The organism is Modicisalibacter muralis (assembly GCF_900102945.1).
GTDB lineage: Bacteria > Pseudomonadota > Gammaproteobacteria > Pseudomonadales > Halomonadaceae > Modicisalibacter > Modicisalibacter muralis.
Map to the genome: position 1 here is coordinate 452,929 of NZ_FNGI01000001.1, position 17,513 is coordinate 470,441.

Below are 17,513 nucleotides of genomic sequence, written 5' to 3' on the forward strand. Positions count from 1 at the left end.
ATGATTCGTGTGCAAACCGCGACCTTCGATGCCGGCGACGAGCAAAATGCCCTGATCGATGGGCGTAGCGATATCGGCGCGGTGGTGTGTTTTACCGGGTTGGTGCGCGATTTCAACGAGCGCCCGGATGTCGCGGCATTGACGCTGGAACATTATCCCGGCATGACCGAGCAGGCGCTCGAGAGTATCGTCGACGAGGCCAGCAGTCGCTGGTCTTTGCAGGGCGTGCGGTTGATTCATCGCATTGGGCGCCTGGCTCCTGGCGATCCTATCGTGCTGGTGGCCGTTGCCAGCGCGCATCGTCGGGCCGCTTTCGAAGCCTGCGATTTCATCATGGATTATCTCAAGACGCGCGCGCCTTTCTGGAAAAAGGAGCACACCGCCCAGGGTCATTACTGGGTGGCCGAACGCGATACCGACAAGCACGCCGCACAGCGTTGGGAGGCCTCATGACACAATTGATCGACGACTTCGAGCGCGTCGTCCGCTACGTGAGGATCTCGGTTACCGATCGCTGCGATTTCCGCTGTGTTTATTGCATGAGCGAGGAGATGACGTTTCTGCCCCGCGCCCAGGTGCTCACTCTGGAAGAACTGACCACGGTGGCGAAAGCCTTTACCGAACTGGGCGTGGAAAAGATTCGCCTGACCGGTGGCGAACCCCTGGTCAGGCGCGGCATCGAGGAACTGGTGACGAATATCGGCCGGCTCGACGGGCTCAGGGACTTTGCCATGACGACCAACGGCGCCGGCCTGGTCAAGCATGCCAAGGCATTGCGCCAGGGCGGATTGCAGCGTCTCAATATCAGTCTCGATTCACTCGATGAAAGCCGCTTCAAACACCTGACGCGCACCGGCGATCTAGGCAAGGTGATCGACGGATTGCACGCCGCTCAGGATGCCGGTTTCGAGCGTATCAAGCTCAATGCGGTGATTCTCAAGGGGCGCAACGACGACGAAGTGCTCGAACTGGTCGATTTCGCTCGTAGGGAAGGCGTGGACATCAGCTTTATCGAGGAGATGCCGCTGGGCGATGTGTCGGATCATTCGCGCGGGGAAACCTACTGCTCGAGCGACGACGTTCAAGCGGCCATCGAGACGCAATATGAACTGCTGCCCACCACCGAAACTACGTTGGGCCCGTCGCGTTATTTCCGCATGCCCGATAGCCCTTCGCGAATCGGCTTCATTTCACCGCACAGCCACAACTTCTGCGCCACCTGCAACCGCGTACGGGTGACCGTGGAAGGTCGCCTGCTGTTGTGCTTGGGTAACGAACACTCCGTGGACCTGCGCGAGGTGCTACGTCGCCACCCCGGCAACATCGATGCGCTCAAGTCGCGTATCGTCGAGGCCATGTCGCTCAAGCCCGAACGCCATCATTTCACTACCGATGGCGACGTTCAGGTGGTGCGCTTCATGAACATGACCGGCGGTTGATTTTCTACGACAGCAGCGATCATTACCGGCCATGATAATGGTCACTGCGATGTCTTTTATCCGCTAATCGCCAAATCACCGTTAGCAATTTCTTGCAAGCTTTGCTTGCCAAATGCCAGTGTGGGCATATACTTTTTACAATAATAATCCTTGGTGCGGTCACTCGACCCTCAGTATGGAGGAGGCCAATGTCTACCGAATCACTAGAAAGAATCGCCCGTAACAAGAACGTTGCCCGAGCGGCCGCACGTCAATTGAGCATGGAACAGTTGCACAAATTGGCGGAAGTCATTGGTGAAGTGATCGAACAGAAACAGGAAGAAGAGCACCGTCGCAAGGAAGACGACGCGCTCAAGGCCCGTAAACTCGAGCAAATTCGTGAAGCGATCAATGAAGCCGGTTTGTCGCTCGACGATCTGGTCGGTGAACAACCCAAGCGTCGTCGCGGTCGTCCACCCAAGAAGAATGCCAAGGCTTGAGTGCTGATATATAGTCGCGATTAGTGTCGCCGAGTACAGAAGTCATAAAAAAGAAGTGGGCCTTGAGGCCCACTTCTTTTTTGCCTTGTTGGTGATTGCGCCAAATGCTCTTCCTTGGCCGGTTGACTCTCAACCGCTGGATGTCGAAATATCGGCTTCCGCCGGCACCAGTTGCAGGTGGACTATCGGCAGGTGACGCAGATGATCGGCGAGCCATTGCATCAGGCGAGGCTGAAGCTGGTCGCGCAGTTGCACGAGATTTTCCGCGTCGAGTCGGCTCAGTGTGTCATCGAGCCAATCGGCGAAGCCGGTTTCATCCAGCGCGGTCGAGGTGTTGTAATCGATCAGCAGGCGGCCGATACGTAGCCAGCCGGTTGGCTGGGCGGTCATGACCGGCAACATCAGGAAAAGCTGGCCATGACGCTCACGGCGATCGCCCTGAGGCGCCGCCAGACCTTCCAGGGCAAGCACCTCATCCTGGCTGACGATTCGCGGGGTCTGAGGGTGACGCGCCTCGCGCGTCAAGCCGTCGGCATCGAAACGAATCAGATCGCCATTGACGGGAATCAACGGCGCATGGATGCCTCGGGCTTCGGCCAGTTCCCGGTGGGCGTTCTGGTGGCGATGCTCGCCATGTACCGGTAGCAAATGACGCGGCTTGATCCACTCGTAGAAGGTGTTCAGTTCATCCTGGGCAGGGTGCCCCGAGGCGTGTAACTCGGGGTGGTGCGTTTCCTCGAGAATGCTGACGCCGAGGCGTTGCAGGCCCGCGTGAAGGCGCTCGATCAAACGCTCATTACCGGGGATCATGCGGGCCGAGAAAATCACCGTATCGCCTTGCTGAAGTTCGAAATGAGGGTGGCGTCCCTGGGCGAGACGCGACAGCGCGGCGCGTGGTTCGCCCTGGCTGCCGGTGGCAATCACCAGCACTTCATCGGCAGGCAGGTAGCCGAGATCGCGAACCGGTACCAGCGCTGGAAAGTCCTCCAGATACCCCAGGCCACGGGCGATTCTCACCATGCGCTCCATGGAGCGTCCCATCAGGCTGACACGACGGCCACAGCGCGCAGCGGCACGCCCTACGGCGAGCACGCGTGCCAGATTGCTGGCGAAGCACGAGACGATGACCCGCCCCTGGCAATCGCCCAGCGTGCGCTCCAGCGAGCGGGCCACCTCGCCTTCGCTGCGCGAGTGGCCCGGTAGGGGAGCGTTGGTGGAGTCGCCGACCACGAGGTCGACTGGCGCCAGCGAACGGTACAGCTCGGCATCGACGGGTTCGCCGATCAGTGGCTCGGGATCGAGTTTCCAATCGCCGGTGTGCAGGACGCGATGATGTGGCGTAGCCAGCAGCAAAGCGCAGCTTTCGGGAATCGAATGCGTGAGAGGGAGGTAACGCAGCGTGAAGGCCCCGCACTCCAGCGCCTCACCGGGTTCGATGACGCGAATCGCATCAGTGGCCAGGCCGCGTTCGACGAACTTGGCACGCAGCAGACCGGCGGCAAGTGGCGTGGCATGAATGTCACAGCCCCAATGCGGCCATAGCCAGGCGGCGGCACCGATATGGTCTTCGTGACCATGGGTGATGATCAATGCGCGTGGCGCGATGCCGAGTGCGGGAAGGTCGTCGATATTGGGAACTTGCAGCGGCGCGTCGGGTAGGTCCTGACGAATCATCATGCCGCAATCGACCGCCAGCCATTGACCATCGAAACCGTACAGATTGAGATTCATGCCGATTTCGCCGCATCCCCCCAAGGGCATGAAATGCAAGGGCGGGCGGCGGCGGGCGCGGATCTGTACGCGGGGCTGAAACATCATCGACACGAGGTTGTCATGGGCTTTTCACTATACGTGATAGCGGGGCAGGGCCACAACGAAGGTGACCGAAAGTCGCTGAATTCGCTACAATAGCTGGCTCCTCCAGGCCTTTTACGTTCGTGCGGGTATCTCATGTCGCGTTTCTATCGACTCGTCGTTTCCTGCCCCGATCGCGTGGGTATCGTGGCGCGAGTGTCGGGGTTCATTGCCAGCCAGGGCGGCTCGATTACCGAAGCCAGCCAGCATTCCGATCTTGCCACCGGGCGTTTTTTCATGCGCTACGAGATCCAGGCCGACTCCGTTTCGCTGGATGCCGAAGGGTTGCGCCAAGCCTTCGGGCCGATCGCCGATGAGTTCGAGATGCGCTGGGCGCTATACGATACGGCGCTGCGCAAGCGGGTGGTGCTGATGGTGTCCAGGGCATCTCATTGTCTGGTCGACCTGTTGTATCGCTGGACGGCCGGCGAGCTCGATTGCGACATCGTGGGGGTGATCTCCAATCACGACGATTTGCGCAGGCTGGTTCAGGGGCACGACATTCCCTTTCATCATGTGCCGGTGAGTGTTGATACCAAGGCGGCGGCATTCGACGAAGTCGAGCGACTGGTGGATTCGGTTAGCGCCGATTGCGTGGTGCTGGCGCGCTACATGCAGATTCTGCCGCCGCGCCTGTGTCGGCGCTACGCGGGTCGAGTAATCAACATCCATCACAGTTTTCTGCCATCGTTCGCCGGTGCCAAGCCGTATCATCAGGCTTACGATCGTGGGGTCAAATTGATCGGGGCGACCTGCCATTACGTGACCGATGAGCTCGATGAGGGGCCGATCATCGAGCAGGATATTCATCGCATCTCGCACTGCCATGATGCCGACGACCTGGTGCGTTTCGGGCGCGATGTGGAGAAGGCGGTATTGGCGCGTGGCCTGCGTTGGCATTTGCAGGATCGTGTGTTGATCCACGGCAACAAGACGGTGGTTTTCGCGTAAGCGGGTAGTCGGCAGTTGGCCAGGTTATTAGCGTGCTTGGCAGTATTCGGACAACCCGATATAGTAACGACCGTTTTGGGGGAGTAGTCGCTTTCCACCCGTCTGATTCGGCAGTTTGCTGCCTTCCTTCCAGGCGTCCAGAGAAAGGCCTGTATCAACAAAGTTGGCCGCTATGCGGTCATGGTGTAGGCAGCCGAGCCTTGGGTGTTCGGCCTGACGAGACTCAGAATATGGCGTGTTTCCGGGGGCCGGCGACGCGCGATGTTCTGAAGTTTTGTCGCCGGCCCGTGGAGCCATCATTGGACGCCCTGCTGACTTCCATCCTGGCCGTGGGTTTGGCCGAGATCGGTGACAAGACCCAACTGCTGACGCTGCTGCTGGTCGCGCGCTATCGCCGCCCCTGGCCGATTCTGACAGCCATTTGTGGGGCTACGTTGATCAATCACGGCGTTTCCGCCTGGCTTGGGGCCGAATTGATCACGCTGATCGATGAGCGGTTGATGAGCTTGCTACTGGGGGCGGCTTTCGTGGGGGTCGGCCTGTGGCTGCTCAAGCCCGATGGCGAAGAGACGCTGGAAGCCGGCCCGCCAGGGCGAGGTGTCTTCTTCACGGCTTTCGTGCTGTTTTTCCTTGCCGAGATCGGCGACAAGACGCAGATCGCCACGCTACTGCTCGGCGCCCAGTTCGCCGATGTATTGGCGGTGACCGTAGGCACCACCCTGGGCATGTTGGCGGCCAATGCGCCGGTTCTGTGGCTTGGCCAGCGTTTTTGCCAGCGACTGCCGGTACGCTGGATTCAGCGCCTGGCTAGCCTGATCTTCATCATGCTGGGCATTTGGGCGTTATTGTTCGAGGCGCACGCGCTGAGCGGCTGGTGATTGGCGTCATGTCGCATCGTCGAATAGCGTCAGTTGCTGACTGGCATCGACGCTGACCAGCCGCACGCCGACGCCGAGCAGCCGAACCGGGCGACTGCCACGCGCCCAGGCCTCGTCGAGCAACGTATGAAAACGGTTGGGTTCGGCCTGGTGGCCCGGGCCCTCCAGCGTGGTTAGCGTGAAATCGTTGAAGCGTACCTTGACGAACACGCCTTTGATCGGTGGATTGCCATGACGTTCGAGTCGCTGGCTCAGGCGCTCGATCAAGGTCGGCAGCTCGGCGTGGCAGGCGGCGAGCCCTGGCAAGTCGCGATGAAAGGTATTCTCGGCACTCACCGACTTGCGTTCGCGCTCGACGCGCACCGGTCGCTCGTCGATACCTCTTGCCAGTTCGTAAAGCCGTTGGCCGAACTTGCCAAAGCGCTCGAGCAGGGCTTTCATCGGCCATTGGCGCAGATGGGCGCAACTGACGATGCCCATCGCCGCAAGCTTAGTCGCCGTGGCCGGCCCAACGCCGTGTAGCTTGGTGACCGGCAGGGCCAGGATGAAGGCATCGACGTTGTCGGGCGTGATGACCTGTAGTCCATCGGGCTTGTCCCAGTCGCTGGCGATCTTGGCCAGAAACTTGCTCGGTGCCGCGCCTACCGAGATCGTGATGCCGGTGCGTTTGTGCGCCTCCTCCTTTAGCCAACTGGCCATCCAGGTGGCGCTGCCCTTGAAGCGCGTCACCGCGCTGACATCGAGGAAGGCTTCGTCGAGCGACAGCGGCTCGACCAGTGGCGTCAGTTCGTGAAAGATCGCCTGGATGCGCTCGGATACAGCGCGATAACGGGCGAAATCGGCCGGTAGCAGCGTCAACTCGGGGCATAGCCGCAGGGCATGTGCGGTGGGCATTGCCGAATGCACGCCATAGGCGCGGGCAGGGTAGTTGCAGGTGGCGATCACCCCACGATGTTCGGCGCTGCCGCCGATCGCCAACGGAATATCGCGCAGGCGTGGGTCGTCGCGCATCTCCACGGCAGCGTAGAAACAGTCGCAATCGGCATGCAGGATCTTGCGCATTATCTATATCGCTAGACAAATCACTTTCTGAACGCAGTCTGGACGAGCCTAGGAATTGATTAACCCAGGGCCTGGCCGTTGCCACCGCGAATCACACCGACACCGATTCCCTCGATTTCCAGGTGCTCGTTACGCAGATCGATTTCGATGGGGGCGAAGTCGTCGTTTTCGGGTAGTAGCCGGACCCGGTGGCCGTCACGCTTGAAGCGCTTGACCGTGACGTCGTCCTCGAGGCGCGCAACGACGATCTGGCCGTCGCGTACTTGGTCGGTGCGGTGCACGGCCAGCAGGTCGCCTTCGAGAATGCCGATATCGCTCATCGATAGTCCGCGTACCCTGAGTAGATAATCGGCGCGTGGGGTGAAGTAATCCGGCGGCAGGGGGCAATGGCGATCGATATGCGCGGCAGCGAGAATCGGGCTACCCGCGGCTACCTCGCCGATAATCGGCAGGCCGGCGCTGGGTCCATCCTGGTTCTGGCCTTCTTCATGTTCCTGGGCGGGCAGGCGGATACCCCGCGATGTGCCGGGGATCATGCGAATCACGCCTTTCTTGTTCAAGGCGCGCAGGTGTTCCTCGGCGGCATTCGGCGAGCGAAAGCCCAGTGCTCTGGCGATCTCGGCGCGGGTTGGCGGATAACCCAACTCGCTCATGGTCTTGACGATGAAGTCATAGACGTTCTGCTGGCGCGGGGTAAGGGTTCGGGACATGGAGCCTCCGCGGTTGGCGCTCGGTCATGGGTTTGATTAAGTATACAGCATGGTATTGTATCCAGTAACTGGCTGTTTGAGAAATCGCCTCATGTTGAGTTGCGTTTAAAACACATGAATTGTTGAAATTCCGCCGTCGTCGTAGAATTGTATGACGTTTAAAACATTCGTTTACCCGTTCATAAGCCAAGAGACCGCTCCATGGCCCAGACCGATACCGTGACGCGCATTCTCGATACTGCCGAGGTGCTATTCGCCGAACGCGGCTTCGCCGAGACATCGCTGCGCAACATCACCAGCAAGGCCAAGGTCAATCTGGCGGCGGTGAATTACCATTTCGGCTCCAAGAAGGCCCTGATTCAGGCGGTCTTCGCCCGCTATCTGGATCCATTCACCGAGCGTTTTCATGCCGCGCTGGATGACCTCGAAGCCCATTACGGCGATAAGCCGATTCCGCTGGAAGTATTGCTCGAGAGCATGGCGCAAACGGTGTTGGAGGTTCCCGCCGAGCGCAACAGCCTCAAGGTGTTCATGCGCCTGTTAGGGTTGGCCTACACCCAGGCTCAGGGGCATTTGCGTCGTTACATTCAGGAACACTACGGCAGCGTTTTCACGCGCTTCGTCGAACTGGTGCGCCGTGCTACGCCGGATTTAGCGGATTCCGAGCGCTTCTGGCGTCTACACTTCATGTTGGGTACGGTGATCTTCACACTTTCGGGGCTCGATGCCCTGCGTGACATCGCCGAGCAGGACTATGGCGAGCATGTTTCCGTGCGCGATCTGATTCGTCGTCTGCGCCCGGTGGTAGTCGCGGGCATGAATGCGCCGCTGCCCGAGCCGCCGCCCATGCGGGCAGGATAATTTCTCGTTATTCATCCGTACGTTGGCGTCGGCTGGGCTTGTCGGATGGCATCTTCGCGGCGAGTCGTCTGTTGTCCCCTCGTTCATTGGTCTAGAATCGGCACCCTTCACAGCCAAGGAATCCGACCATGACCCAACCGCTCGGCCCGGTGATGCTGGATCTCGAAGCGACCGCCCTGACCAATGCGGAGTGCAAGTTACTGGCGCGCCCCGAAGTGGGCGGCGTGATTCTGTTTGGGCGTAACGTCGAGGATGCCGGTCAGGTGATTGAGCTATGCGCGGCGATTCGGCGACTGCGTCCCGAGCTGCTGCTCGGTATCGATCAGGAAGGCGGTCGCGTGCAGCGCCTGCGCGAAGGCGTGACCCGCCTGCCTTCCATGGCGCGGCTGGGCCGCTGCTATGGCGACGATCCCCAGGGCTGCCTGCAACTGTGCCAGGACGCGGGATGGCTGCTGGCCATGGAAATGGCCGCCTGCGGGCTGGATTTGTCCTTCGCGCCGGTACTCGATGTCGATACCGGTCGCTCGAGCGTGATCGGCGACCGCAGCTTTTCCGCCGACCCGCAAGCGGTCACCGCCATGGCGAGCGCATTCATCGATGGCTTGAGCGAAGCCGGCATGGCGGCGGTAGGCAAGCACTTTCCCGGCCATGGCGGGGTCACCGCCGATTCCCATCTGGAACTGCCGGTGGACGACCGCCCCCTCCAGGCATTGCGTGAGCATGACCTGATGCCTTTCACGGCGCTGGCGCCACGCCTCGGCGGGGTCATGCCGGCACACGTGGTTTACAGTACCTTCGATACTCGCCCGGCAGGCTTCTCTCCCAGTTGGCTGGGAATGCTGCGCGAGGAGTTGGGTTTCAAGGGCGCGATCTTCTCCGACGATCTGTCCATGGCTGGCGCGCATGTGGCCGGAGGCCCAGCCGAGCGCGCCAGGGCGGCACTGGATGCCGGGTGCGACATGCTGCTGGTATGCAACGATCGCGACGCGGCGCTGACGATACTGGATGCCTGCCAGGGCCGCGCTTCCAAGCGTCCGGCCAAATTGCGCTACGGTCGCGCGCGGCCGAGTCTCGAGACCCTACCGGCGTTGAGCCGCTGGCGACGCGTGCATGCGCGTCTCGAGGCGCTGCATGATGCCCCCTATGACGCGGCTTCCAAAAGCTGAGGAACTACTGCATAAATGCCTGCACGGACGAATCGCTGTGTCACGCGGTACTGGTGCGCCAGCCCGGTCGAGAATCGCCTAACTGCATGTTATGTCAATTCTTCTGTGCTCCGGGCTCCTTGCGACGCAACGGCGCCCGCATCATTCCGTTCGTCAATTTATTCAGCAGTTCCTAACACACCCTCAGCCCACCCGTAGTGAGACAAGCAGGAAACCGATGCCTAGAATCGATACCGATCACCACGCTTCCATCGCCACCATGCGCGATCTGATGGACAACGCCGACTGCCTGATCACTCAGCATGAAGTCGAGCGCGCTCTCGATCGCATGGCCGAGGAGATTACCGCCAGCCTGGGCGATAAGTTGCCGGTATTTTACTGCGTGATGAATGGCGGCCTGATCACCACCGGCCATTTGCTGACCCGGCTGGGTTTTCCGCTCGAGGTCGATTACCTTCACGCGACCCGTTATCGCGGCGGCGTTCGCGGTGGCGAGCTGTTCTGGCGGGTCTCGCCGGAAGTGCCCATGGCCGACCGCCACGTAGTGATCGTCGATGACATCCTCGATGAAGGAACCACCCTGGCAGCCATTCTCGGCTATTGCCGCGAGGCTGGAGCCGCGAGTATCTCCACGGCGGTGCTGGTCGACAAACGTCACGAACGCAAGGCCGTGCCCGATCTCAAGGCTGACTATTGCAGCCTCGAGGTCGAGGATCGCTACGTGTTCGGCTTCGGCATGGATTACAAGGGCTACTGGCGGAATGCGCCGGGAATTTTCGCCCCCAAGGGCCTGTAATCCAGAGACGCACCCAAGGCTGGTAATGAGAAGCGGCAGGAGAGAAGCGCAATGCTGGCGATTATCGGTGGGACCGGCCTGACCGAGATGGCGAGGCTGGATGTGATCAAGCGCCACTCCGCCGAGACCCCGCTGGGCGCGGCATCGGCCGGTGTGGTGCAGGGCACGCTGGAGGGCCATGACATCCTGTTTCTGGCGCGCCACGGCCACCCGCACAAGCTGCCGCCACATCGCGTTAACTACCGGGCCAACCTGTGGGCGCTCAAGCAGGCCGGGGCAACGCGTATTGTCGGTATCAATGCGGTCGGCGGTATCGATCCATCGCTCGAGCCCGGCGCGCTGGTGGTGCCCGATCAACTGATCGATTACACCACCGGGCGTGAGGCGACCTATTTCGATGGCCGCTACAAGCCACTCAAACACATCGACTTCTCATGGCCGTACAGTGAAGCGCTACGCGCCGAGCTGCTGGTGGCCGGACAACGCGTTAATGAAGCAATCGATGAAGGCGGCGTTTATGGTTGTACGCAAGGGCCACGTCTCGAGACCGCCGCCGAGATAGCCTGCATGGCCCGCGATGGCTGCCGCCTGGTGGGCATGACCGGCATGCCCGAGGCCGTACTGGCGCGTGAATTGGAAATCCCCTATGCCTGCCTGGCATTGGTGGTCAATCCCGCGGCCGGCGTGGTCGAGCGTGAGATCAGCATGGCCGAGATCGAGGCGGCGCTTAGCGATGGCATCGAGCGAGTCAAGCGGGTGATCGGCGCGATGTTCGGCTAGCAACGGGCAACAAGCAACGAATAGCGTGTAACGGCTGTGCTTTTCGAAGCTCGAAGCTAGTTTTATAAGCCCAATTCGTGCGTCGCTTCCTCGCGCATCTTGTACTTCTGGATCTTGCCGGTGACTGTCATCGGGAAGACATCGACGAACTTCACGTAACGCGGCACCTTGAAGTGCGCGATCTTGTCTTGGCAGAAATCGCGCAGGCCTTCTTCGTCCAGGGTTTCGCCATCGATGAGCTTGACCCAGGCCATCACCGCCTCGCCGTATTTCTCGTCAGGTACGCCGATTACCTGCACGTCGGAAATCGCCGGATGGGTATACAGGAAGTCCTCGATTTCGCGCGGATAGATGTTCTCGCCGCCACGAATGATCATGTCCTTGATGCGCCCGACGATCGCCACGTAGCCTTCTTCATCCATGACCGCCAGGTCGCCGGTGTGCATCCAGCCCGCGTCGTCGATGGACTTGTTGGTGGCCTCGGGATTCTCCCAGTAACCCAGCATCACGCTATAGCCGCGCGTGCATAGCTCGCCTTTCTCGCCGCGCGGCACTACGGCGCCGGTACCGGGGTCGATCAGCTTGACCTCGGTATGCGGGTGAATGGTGCCGACGGTGGTTACGCGCTTGTCGAGCGGCGCGTCGGTCTGGGTCTGCAGACTGACCGGGCTGGTCTCGGTCATGCCGTAGCAGATGCTGACTTCCTTCATGTGCATCTTGTCGATGACCTGGCGCATCACCTCGATGGGGCAGATCGAACCCGCCATGATACCGGTGCGCAGCGAGCCGAGATCGAAGCTCTCGAATTCGGGGTGTTCGAGTTCGGCGATGAACATCGTCGGCACGCCATACAGTGCGGTGGCGCGTTCTTCGCTGACCGCCTGCAATGTCGCCAGCGGGTCGAAGCCGTCGCCGGGATAGATCATCGCCGCGCCGTGGGTCATGCAGCCCAGGTTGCCCATCACCATGCCGAAGCAGTGATAGAGCGGCACCGGAATCACCATGCGATCCTCGCAGGTCAAGTTGATGCGCTCGGCGACGAACAGGCCGTTATTGAGAATATTGTGATGCGACAGCGTGGCGCCCTTGGGCGTGCCGGTGGTGCCCGAGGTGTACTGAATGTTGATCGGCTCATCGAATTGCAGCGTGGCCTGTAGCTCGGCAAGGCTTGCGGCATCGACTTCGCCGGCGCGCTCGAGCAGCGCATCCCAGGTCAGCATGCCCGGCTGGGCGCGCTGGGCATCGAGGCAGATCACCCGGCTGAGGTTGGCCAGACGCTTGCTGGAGAAATTGGTGGGCGAGGCGGTGGCGATTTCCGGCGCCAGCTCGCTGAGCATATCGACGTAGTTCGACGCCTTGAAAGCGCCCTGTAGAACCAGCGTCGAGGCGCCGGATTGATTGAGCGCATATTCGAGCTCGTGGGTGCGGTAGCTCGGGTTGATATTGACCAGCACGGCGCCGATCTTGGCGGTAGCGAACTGGGTAATCGCCCACTCGGCGCAGTTGGGCGCCCAAATGCCGACCCGTTCGCCCTTGGTCACGCCGATGGCAAGTAAGGCACGCGCTGTACGATCGACCACCGCCTGCAATTCGCGCCAGGTGTAGCGCAGCCCCTGATGACGGCTGATCAGCGCGTCGCGCTGCGGGTAGCGGGCCACGGTAGCGTCGAAGCAGTCGCCGATGGTCTGGCCCATGAGCGGCAGTTCGCTGACACCGCTGACATAGCTTTGCATCGCTTGGGAAGGAGTCGAAGGGTTGGCTGTCATCGTGCTTCCTGCTTGTTGTTGTCAAAAGATACTGCGGCTAGTCCTTGTTGCGTTGCCGCGTCAGCGCGGCGAGCGATTCCTGGCAGCGCGCCTCGACGTCGTCGAGCTCGTTCTGGAGGATGCGAATGTCCTCGAGTTGCTGCTGCATGGCGGCGCGCTTGTCGGCAAGGATATCCAGCATCAGCCGCAACTGGCGTTCATCGCCATCCGGGGCGTTGTCATAAAGTTGGATGACTTCGCGGATCTCGGCCAGCGAAAATCCCAGGCGCTTGCCGCGTAGGGTCAGCTTCAGTCGGACGCGATCCTTCTCATGATAGATGCGCGTCTGGCCACGGCGTTCCGGCTGCAGCAAGCCTTCCTGTTCATAGAAGCGGATGGTGCGTGGCGTGACTTCGAAAACCTTGGCCAATTCGCCAATCGTATAGCGCCGTCGCGGTCTGCCTTCGCCTGGCGCGGCAGCCGAATGAGCAACATCGGCAGTGGGCTGGGTCGCGTCGGGCATGGTGCTATCCTCAAGTCATCGCATCGATCGTCTGTGTGTCGCCCTAGGCTAGATCAGCTTGACGTTTACGTAAAGTAGACCAAGCGATAGCTTGCGTGCACCCTAGCAAATGCTAGGTTTAGTGTCGGACATCATGCCAGACATGCAGATTAACAATGGCAGATAGAGCCTGAAGGAGGGCCGCCATGGATTTCGCCCCAAGCGACGATCAACGTGCGTTACAACAGGCCGCAGCCGATTTCTCGCGCATCGAACTCGCTCCCCACGCCGCCGAGTGGGACGCCACCTCGCATTTCCCGGTGGATGTCATCAAGCGAGCGGGCGACGCCGGTTTTCTGGGCATTTATATCGACGAGGAACGCGGTGGGCTGGGCTTGTCGCGCCTCGACGCGGCGCTGATCTTCGAGCAACTTTCCCAGGGCTGCGTTTCGACGACCGCCTACCTGACCATCCACAACATGGTCGCCTGGATGGTCGCCAACTGGGGCAGCGAAGCGTTACGTGAAGAGTGGGTGGCGAGTCTGGTGAGTGGCGAGCGCCTGGGCTGCTACTGCCTGACCGAGCCCGGCTCGGGTTCGGATGCTGCCAGCCTGCGCACCAAGGCGGTGCGCGACGGTGACGATTACCTGATCACCGGCAGCAAGATGTTCATTTCCGGAGCCGGCGCCAACGATGTGCTAGTGGTGATGGCGCGTACCGGTGCGGCGGATTCCGGCGCCGGTGGGATTTCCGCGATTCTCGTGCCCGCCGACGCCGAGGGTATCGAGTACGGCAAGAACGAGGACAAGATGGGCTGGAAGAGTCAGCCGACCCGCCTGGTCAGCTTTGATGGCGTGCGCGTGCCGGTCGGCAACCGTCTCGGCGCGGAAGGCGAGGGCTTCAAGCTGGCCATGAAGGGCCTCGATGGCGGGCGCTTGAACATCGCCAGTTGCTCGCTGGGTGCCGCCCAGCATGCCCTGACGCTGGCGAGAAACTACCTGGGCGAGCGTAAACAGTTCGGCCGCGAACTGTCAGCTTTCCAGGCCTTGCAGTTCAAGCTTGCCGATATGGCGACTGAATTGGTCGGCGCACGGCTGATGGTGCGCCACGCCGCCTGGCGGCTCGACCAGAACGATCCCGAAGCCACCGTGCATTGCGCCATGGCCAAGCGCATGGCGACCGATATCGGCTTCAATATTTGCAACGAGGCGCTGCAACTGCACGGCGGCTACGGTTATCTCAGAGAGTTTCCGCTCGAGCGACTGGTGCGCGACACACGCGTGCATCAAATCCTCGAGGGCACCAACGAGATCATGCGCGTGATCATCGCTCGCCGGTTGTTCGCGGACGGCGTGGTCGAAGCGTTGCAGCAATAGCTCCCATCAACGCCGAAGGATTCTTATTTAAAGAGAGGCATCGATGAATCAATACTTGAAGCTCGAAAAGGACCGCCACATCGCCCGGGTGACGATCGCCAATCCCCCGGCCAATACCTGGACACGCGACTCGTTGCTCGAACTCGAGGCGCTGGTCGACGATCTGGAGGCGGATGCCGACATCACCGCGCTGGTGATCACCGGCGAAGGTGACAAGTTCTTCTCGGCGGGGGCCGATCTCAAGACCTTCGCAGATGGCGACAAGGCCACCGCGGCAACCATGGCGGTGCGCTTCGGTCGTGCCTTCGAGCGGCTGACGCATTTTCGCGGCGTGAGTATTGCCGCGGTCAATGGCTACGCCATGGGCGGCGGCCTGGAATGCGCACTGGCCTGCGATATCCGCATCGTCGAGCGTCAGGCCAAGCTGGCATTGCCCGAAGCCAAGGTCGGCCTGCTGCCCTGCGCCGGTGGTACCCAGCATCTGACCTGGCTGGTCGGCGAGGGTTGGGCCAAGCGCATCATCCTGTGCGGCGAACAGATCGACGCCGAGACCGCCGGACGCATTGGCCTTGCCGAGGAAGTCGTCGAGACCGGTGAGTCACTCGAGCGCGCGCTGGCCATGGCCGAGAGCGTCGCCAACCAGAGCCCGACGGCGCTCAAGCACTGCAAGACCTTGATCATGAGTGCCCGCGAACGCGGCATCTCGGATGGCTTCCGGCTCGAGCGCGAGCTGTTCATCGAGCTGTTCGACGACCCCAATCAGCGCGAAGGCGTCAGTGCCTTCCTCGAAAAGCGCAAGCCCAACTGGGTCACTGGTTCGACCGAGTCGGGAGGCCATTGAGCATGTCCGATCTGCCTGTGCTGTTCGATGAATTAGAGACCCGCGACGGCGGTCGAATCGGTGTTGCCACGCTCAACGCCCCGAAGTCGCTGAATGCGCTGTCGCTGGAGATGATTCGCCAGTTGACCGCCAAGCTCGATGCCTGGGCCTCGGATCGTGCCGTGGTCGCGGTATGGCTCGAAGGCGCGGGCGATAAAGCGCTGTGTGCCGGTGGTGATGTCGTTGCGTTGTACCGCGCGATGACCGACGACACCCACGGCCATCAGGCGAGCGATTTTGCCGAGCGTTATTTCACTAGTGAATATCGCCTCGATCATCGCATTCATACCTTTCCCAAGCCGTTGATCGTGTGGGGCAGCGGTATCGTCATGGGCGGCGGCCTGGGCCTGATGGCCGGCGGCGGTCAGCGCGTCGCCACCGAGACCACGCGCATCGCCATGCCCGAGATCACCATCGGCCTGTATCCGGATATCGGCGCGAGCTGGTTCCTCAACCGCATGCCACCCGGTGTCGGCGCTTACCTGGGCCTGACCGGCGCGCAACTCAACGCCCGCGATGCGCTCGATCTCGGGCTGGCCGACCGCTTGATCCCGCATGCCCAGCGTCAAGTCGTGCTCGATGCGCTGCGAGAAGCCGATTTCGCCTCGCCGCATGACACGGTGCGTAATGTGCTGCATGAATTCGAGGATCGCGATCAAGCGCCGCCGGCACAGGTCATGCCACGTCTCGATGTGATTCAGTCACTGGTCGATGCCGCCGATGTCAGTGGAGCGGTGGCGCGGATTCTCAATGATAAGCGCGACGATGACTGGCTGGCGGCCAATCGCACCCGCCTCGAGGTGGGCTGCCCGATGAGCGCGCACCTGGTCTGGCGCATGCTCGCGCGACATCGCCATGCCAGCCTGGCCGATGCCTTTCGCGACGAACTCAACCTGTCGGTGCAATGTTGCCGCCATGGTGAACTCGCCGAGGGCGTTCGCGCCTTGCTGATCGACAAGGACAAGACCCCGCGCTGGTCGCATGCCGACGTTGCCAGCGTGCCGAAGCGCGATGTCGAGGATTTTCTGACGCCGCTGTGGTCGTCTGGTGAGCATCCGCTGAAGGATCTTTGAGCCGTAGCATCGAGTCGTACTACCGAACAACAACGAGTCACGGAGGAGCATGCCATGCATATCGCATTCATCGGCCTGGGCAACATGGGCGCGCCCATGGCCAGCAATCTGCTGGAAGCCGGCCACGATGTGGTCGTCTTCGATCTGGTCGAGGCGGCCATTCAGACCTTGAAAACCGCCGGCGCTGGAAGCGCCGACTCCGCCATCGAGGCAACGCGGGGCGCCGAGGTGGTGATTTCGATGCTACCTGCGGGCGCGCATGTGCGCAGCCTCTATCTCGGCCAGGACGACCAGCCGGGATTGCTCGATGCGCTCGATGGCAAGCCGCTGATCATTGATGCCTCGACCATCGCCCCCGATGACGCGCGGGTGGTCGGCGAAGCGGCCCGCGAGCGCGGCCTGAGCTATCTCGATGCGCCGGTCTCGGGCGGTGTGGGAGGCGCCAAGGCCGGCACGCTGACGTTCATCGTCGGCGGCTCGAGCGAAGGCTTCGCCCAGGCCAAACCGGTATTGGCAGACATGGGCAAGAACATCTTTCATGCCGGCGATATCGGCGCCGGGCAGGTCGCCAAGCTGTGCAACAACATGCTGTTGGGCGTGCTGATGAGCGGCACCGCCGAAGCGCTGGCGCTGGGCGTCAAGAACGGGCTCGACCCGGCGGTGTTGTCCGAGATCATGAAGCAGAGCTCCGGCGGCAACTGGGCGCTCAACGTCTATAATCCATGGCCAGGGGTCATGGAAAATGCCCCGGCATCCAACGACTATCAGGGCGGCTTTCTGGTCGACCTGATGGCCAAGGACCTGGGGTTGGCCTGGGAGTTGGCGCTAGGTTCGAAATCCGCGGTGCCGATGGGTTCTCAAGCGCGCAACCTGTTCGCGCTGCATGCCGCCCAAGGCAACGGGCGACTCGATTTTTCGAGCATCCAGTGGCTTTATCGTGCCGGCGAGAAGGAGTGACGGC

General features: G+C 61.4%; 18 protein-coding genes. 13 read left to right on the forward strand and 5 right to left on the reverse strand.

All coding sequences use genetic code 11. The annotated features are described in order from the left end of the window. From moaE to BLR92_RS02160, 3 genes are all read left to right on the forward strand, one after another. A complete protein-coding gene (moaE, locus tag BLR92_RS02150; protein ID WP_089725047.1) occupies positions 1-453 on the forward strand; it encodes a molybdopterin synthase catalytic subunit MoaE in 453 nt (150 codons plus the stop codon). Next, on the forward strand, positions 450-1,439 hold the full coding sequence (gene moaA / locus BLR92_RS02155) for a GTP 3',8-cyclase MoaA (protein WP_089725049.1): 990 nt from the start codon (positions 450-452) through the stop codon (positions 1,437-1,439). Before moaE ends, moaA begins: the two co-directional genes overlap by 4 nt. A 188-nt stretch (positions 1,440-1,627) precedes the next feature. Then, positions 1,628-1,918 carry an H-NS family histone-like protein gene (locus tag BLR92_RS02160; protein ID WP_089725051.1) on the forward strand — a complete coding sequence of 97 codons (291 nt, stop codon included), beginning with the start codon at positions 1,628-1,630 and terminating at the stop codon, positions 1,916-1,918. 129 nt (positions 1,919-2,047) lie between these two features. On the opposite strand, the gene BLR92_RS02165 is transcribed toward BLR92_RS02160, so the two are convergent. After that, on the reverse strand, positions 2,048-3,649 hold the full coding sequence (locus BLR92_RS02165; RefSeq protein WP_089725947.1) for a ribonuclease J: 1,602 nt from the start codon (positions 3,647-3,649) through the stop codon (positions 2,048-2,050). A 219-nt stretch (positions 3,650-3,868) separates the two neighbouring features. Between BLR92_RS02165 and purU the strand changes: the two genes are divergently transcribed. Further along, positions 3,869-4,723 carry a formyltetrahydrofolate deformylase gene (gene purU / locus BLR92_RS02170; RefSeq protein ID WP_089725053.1) on the forward strand — a complete coding sequence of 285 codons (855 nt, stop codon included), beginning with the start codon at positions 3,869-3,871 and terminating at the stop codon, positions 4,721-4,723. Between the two features lie 299 nt (positions 4,724-5,022). After that, positions 5,023-5,601: a TMEM165/GDT1 family protein gene (locus BLR92_RS02175; protein WP_089725054.1), complete on the forward strand. Its 579-nt coding sequence runs from the start codon at positions 5,023-5,025 to the stop codon at positions 5,599-5,601. 6 nt (positions 5,602-5,607) lie between these two features. Here BLR92_RS02175 and dinB read toward each other — a convergent pair whose 3' ends face one another. Next, entirely contained in the window at positions 5,608-6,663 is a 1,056-nt protein-coding gene (gene dinB, locus BLR92_RS02180; protein WP_089725056.1) for a DNA polymerase IV, read from the reverse strand. 59 nt (positions 6,664-6,722) lie between these two features. Beyond that, positions 6,723-7,373, reverse strand: a complete 651-nt coding sequence (gene lexA / locus BLR92_RS02185; RefSeq protein ID WP_089725058.1) for a transcriptional repressor LexA — start codon at positions 7,371-7,373, stop codon at positions 6,723-6,725. A 201-nt stretch (positions 7,374-7,574) separates the two neighbouring features. On the opposite strand from lexA, the gene BLR92_RS02190 reads away from it, so the two are divergent. The 4 genes from BLR92_RS02190 to BLR92_RS02205 all read left to right on the forward strand — a co-directional run bounded on the left by BLR92_RS02190 (position 7,575) and on the right by BLR92_RS02205 (position 10,976). After that, on the forward strand, positions 7,575-8,234 hold the full coding sequence (locus BLR92_RS02190; RefSeq protein ID WP_089725061.1) for a TetR/AcrR family transcriptional regulator: 660 nt from the start codon (positions 7,575-7,577) through the stop codon (positions 8,232-8,234). A 128-nt stretch (positions 8,235-8,362) separates the two neighbouring features. Next, entirely contained in the window at positions 8,363-9,400 is a 1,038-nt protein-coding gene (gene nagZ, locus BLR92_RS02195; RefSeq protein WP_089725063.1) for a beta-N-acetylhexosaminidase, read from the forward strand. Positions 9,401-9,617: 217 nt separating this feature from the next. Continuing rightward, on the forward strand, positions 9,618-10,196 hold the full coding sequence (locus tag BLR92_RS02200) for a hypoxanthine-guanine phosphoribosyltransferase (protein WP_089725065.1): 579 nt from the start codon (positions 9,618-9,620) through the stop codon (positions 10,194-10,196). 51 nt (positions 10,197-10,247) lie between these two features. Beyond that, positions 10,248-10,976 (forward strand): S-methyl-5'-thioinosine phosphorylase, encoded by a 729-nt coding sequence (locus BLR92_RS02205; RefSeq protein ID WP_089725067.1) that lies wholly within the window; start codon positions 10,248-10,250, stop codon positions 10,974-10,976. 62 nt (positions 10,977-11,038) lie between these two features. On the opposite strand, the gene BLR92_RS02210 is transcribed toward BLR92_RS02205, so the two are convergent. Beyond that, positions 11,039-12,742, reverse strand: a complete 1,704-nt coding sequence (locus BLR92_RS02210) for an AMP-binding protein (RefSeq protein ID WP_089725069.1) — start codon at positions 12,740-12,742, stop codon at positions 11,039-11,041. A gap of 37 nt (positions 12,743-12,779) precedes the next feature. Further along, positions 12,780-13,244 (reverse strand): MerR family transcriptional regulator, encoded by a 465-nt coding sequence (locus BLR92_RS02215; protein ID WP_089725071.1) that lies wholly within the window; start codon positions 13,242-13,244, stop codon positions 12,780-12,782. Between the two features lie 185 nt (positions 13,245-13,429). Here BLR92_RS02215 and BLR92_RS02220 point away from each other — a divergent pair, with 185 nt between their 5' ends. From BLR92_RS02220 to mmsB, 4 genes are read left to right on the forward strand one after another with little or no spacing between them, the layout of a single operon-like run. Then, the gene (locus BLR92_RS02220) at positions 13,430-14,599 is read left to right on the forward strand and encodes an acyl-CoA dehydrogenase family protein (protein ID WP_089725073.1); all 1,170 of its coding nucleotides are present in this window, start codon (positions 13,430-13,432) and stop codon (positions 14,597-14,599) included. 43 nt (positions 14,600-14,642) lie between these two features. Beyond that, a complete protein-coding gene (locus BLR92_RS02225) occupies positions 14,643-15,440 on the forward strand; it encodes an enoyl-CoA hydratase (protein ID WP_089725075.1) in 798 nt (265 codons plus the stop codon). Positions 15,441-15,442: 2 nt separating this feature from the next. Further along, on the forward strand, positions 15,443-16,552 hold the full coding sequence (locus tag BLR92_RS02230) for an enoyl-CoA hydratase/isomerase family protein (RefSeq protein WP_089725077.1): 1,110 nt from the start codon (positions 15,443-15,445) through the stop codon (positions 16,550-16,552). 54 nt (positions 16,553-16,606) lie between these two features. Further along, positions 16,607-17,509 (forward strand): 3-hydroxyisobutyrate dehydrogenase, encoded by a 903-nt coding sequence (mmsB, locus tag BLR92_RS02235; RefSeq protein WP_089725079.1) that lies wholly within the window; start codon positions 16,607-16,609, stop codon positions 17,507-17,509. The last annotated feature ends 4 nt before the right edge of the window (positions 17,510-17,513 follow it).

Bases quoted from the DNA above. Each gene is read 5' to 3' on its own strand.
- moaE (WP_089725047.1), top strand. From the start codon at position 1: ATGATTCGTGTGCAAACCGCGACCTTCGATGCCGGCGACGAGCAAAAT.
- moaA (WP_089725049.1), top strand. From the start codon at position 450: ATGACACAATTGATCGACGACTTCGAGCGCGTCGTCCGCTACGTGAGG.
- BLR92_RS02160 (WP_089725051.1), top strand. From the start codon at position 1,628: ATGTCTACCGAATCACTAGAAAGAATCGCCCGTAACAAGAACGTTGCC.
- BLR92_RS02165 (WP_089725947.1), bottom strand. From the start codon at position 3,649: ATGAATCTCAATCTGTACGGTTTCGATGGTCAATGGCTGGCGGTCGAT.
- purU (WP_089725053.1), top strand. From the start codon at position 3,869: ATGTCGCGTTTCTATCGACTCGTCGTTTCCTGCCCCGATCGCGTGGGT.
- dinB (WP_089725056.1), bottom strand. From the start codon at position 6,663: ATGCGCAAGATCCTGCATGCCGATTGCGACTGTTTCTACGCTGCCGTG.
- lexA (WP_089725058.1), bottom strand. From the start codon at position 7,373: ATGTCCCGAACCCTTACCCCGCGCCAGCAGAACGTCTATGACTTCATC.
- BLR92_RS02190 (WP_089725061.1), top strand. From the start codon at position 7,575: ATGGCCCAGACCGATACCGTGACGCGCATTCTCGATACTGCCGAGGTG.
- nagZ (WP_089725063.1), top strand. From the start codon at position 8,363: ATGACCCAACCGCTCGGCCCGGTGATGCTGGATCTCGAAGCGACCGCC.
- BLR92_RS02200 (WP_089725065.1), top strand. From the start codon at position 9,618: ATGCCTAGAATCGATACCGATCACCACGCTTCCATCGCCACCATGCGC.
- BLR92_RS02205 (WP_089725067.1), top strand. From the start codon at position 10,248: ATGCTGGCGATTATCGGTGGGACCGGCCTGACCGAGATGGCGAGGCTG.
- BLR92_RS02210 (WP_089725069.1), bottom strand. From the start codon at position 12,742: ATGACAGCCAACCCTTCGACTCCTTCCCAAGCGATGCAAAGCTATGTC.
- BLR92_RS02215 (WP_089725071.1), bottom strand. From the start codon at position 13,244: ATGCCCGACGCGACCCAGCCCACTGCCGATGTTGCTCATTCGGCTGCC.
- BLR92_RS02220 (WP_089725073.1), top strand. From the start codon at position 13,430: ATGGATTTCGCCCCAAGCGACGATCAACGTGCGTTACAACAGGCCGCA.
- BLR92_RS02225 (WP_089725075.1), top strand. From the start codon at position 14,643: ATGAATCAATACTTGAAGCTCGAAAAGGACCGCCACATCGCCCGGGTG.
- BLR92_RS02230 (WP_089725077.1), top strand. From the start codon at position 15,443: ATGTCCGATCTGCCTGTGCTGTTCGATGAATTAGAGACCCGCGACGGC.
- mmsB (WP_089725079.1), top strand. From the start codon at position 16,607: ATGCATATCGCATTCATCGGCCTGGGCAACATGGGCGCGCCCATGGCC.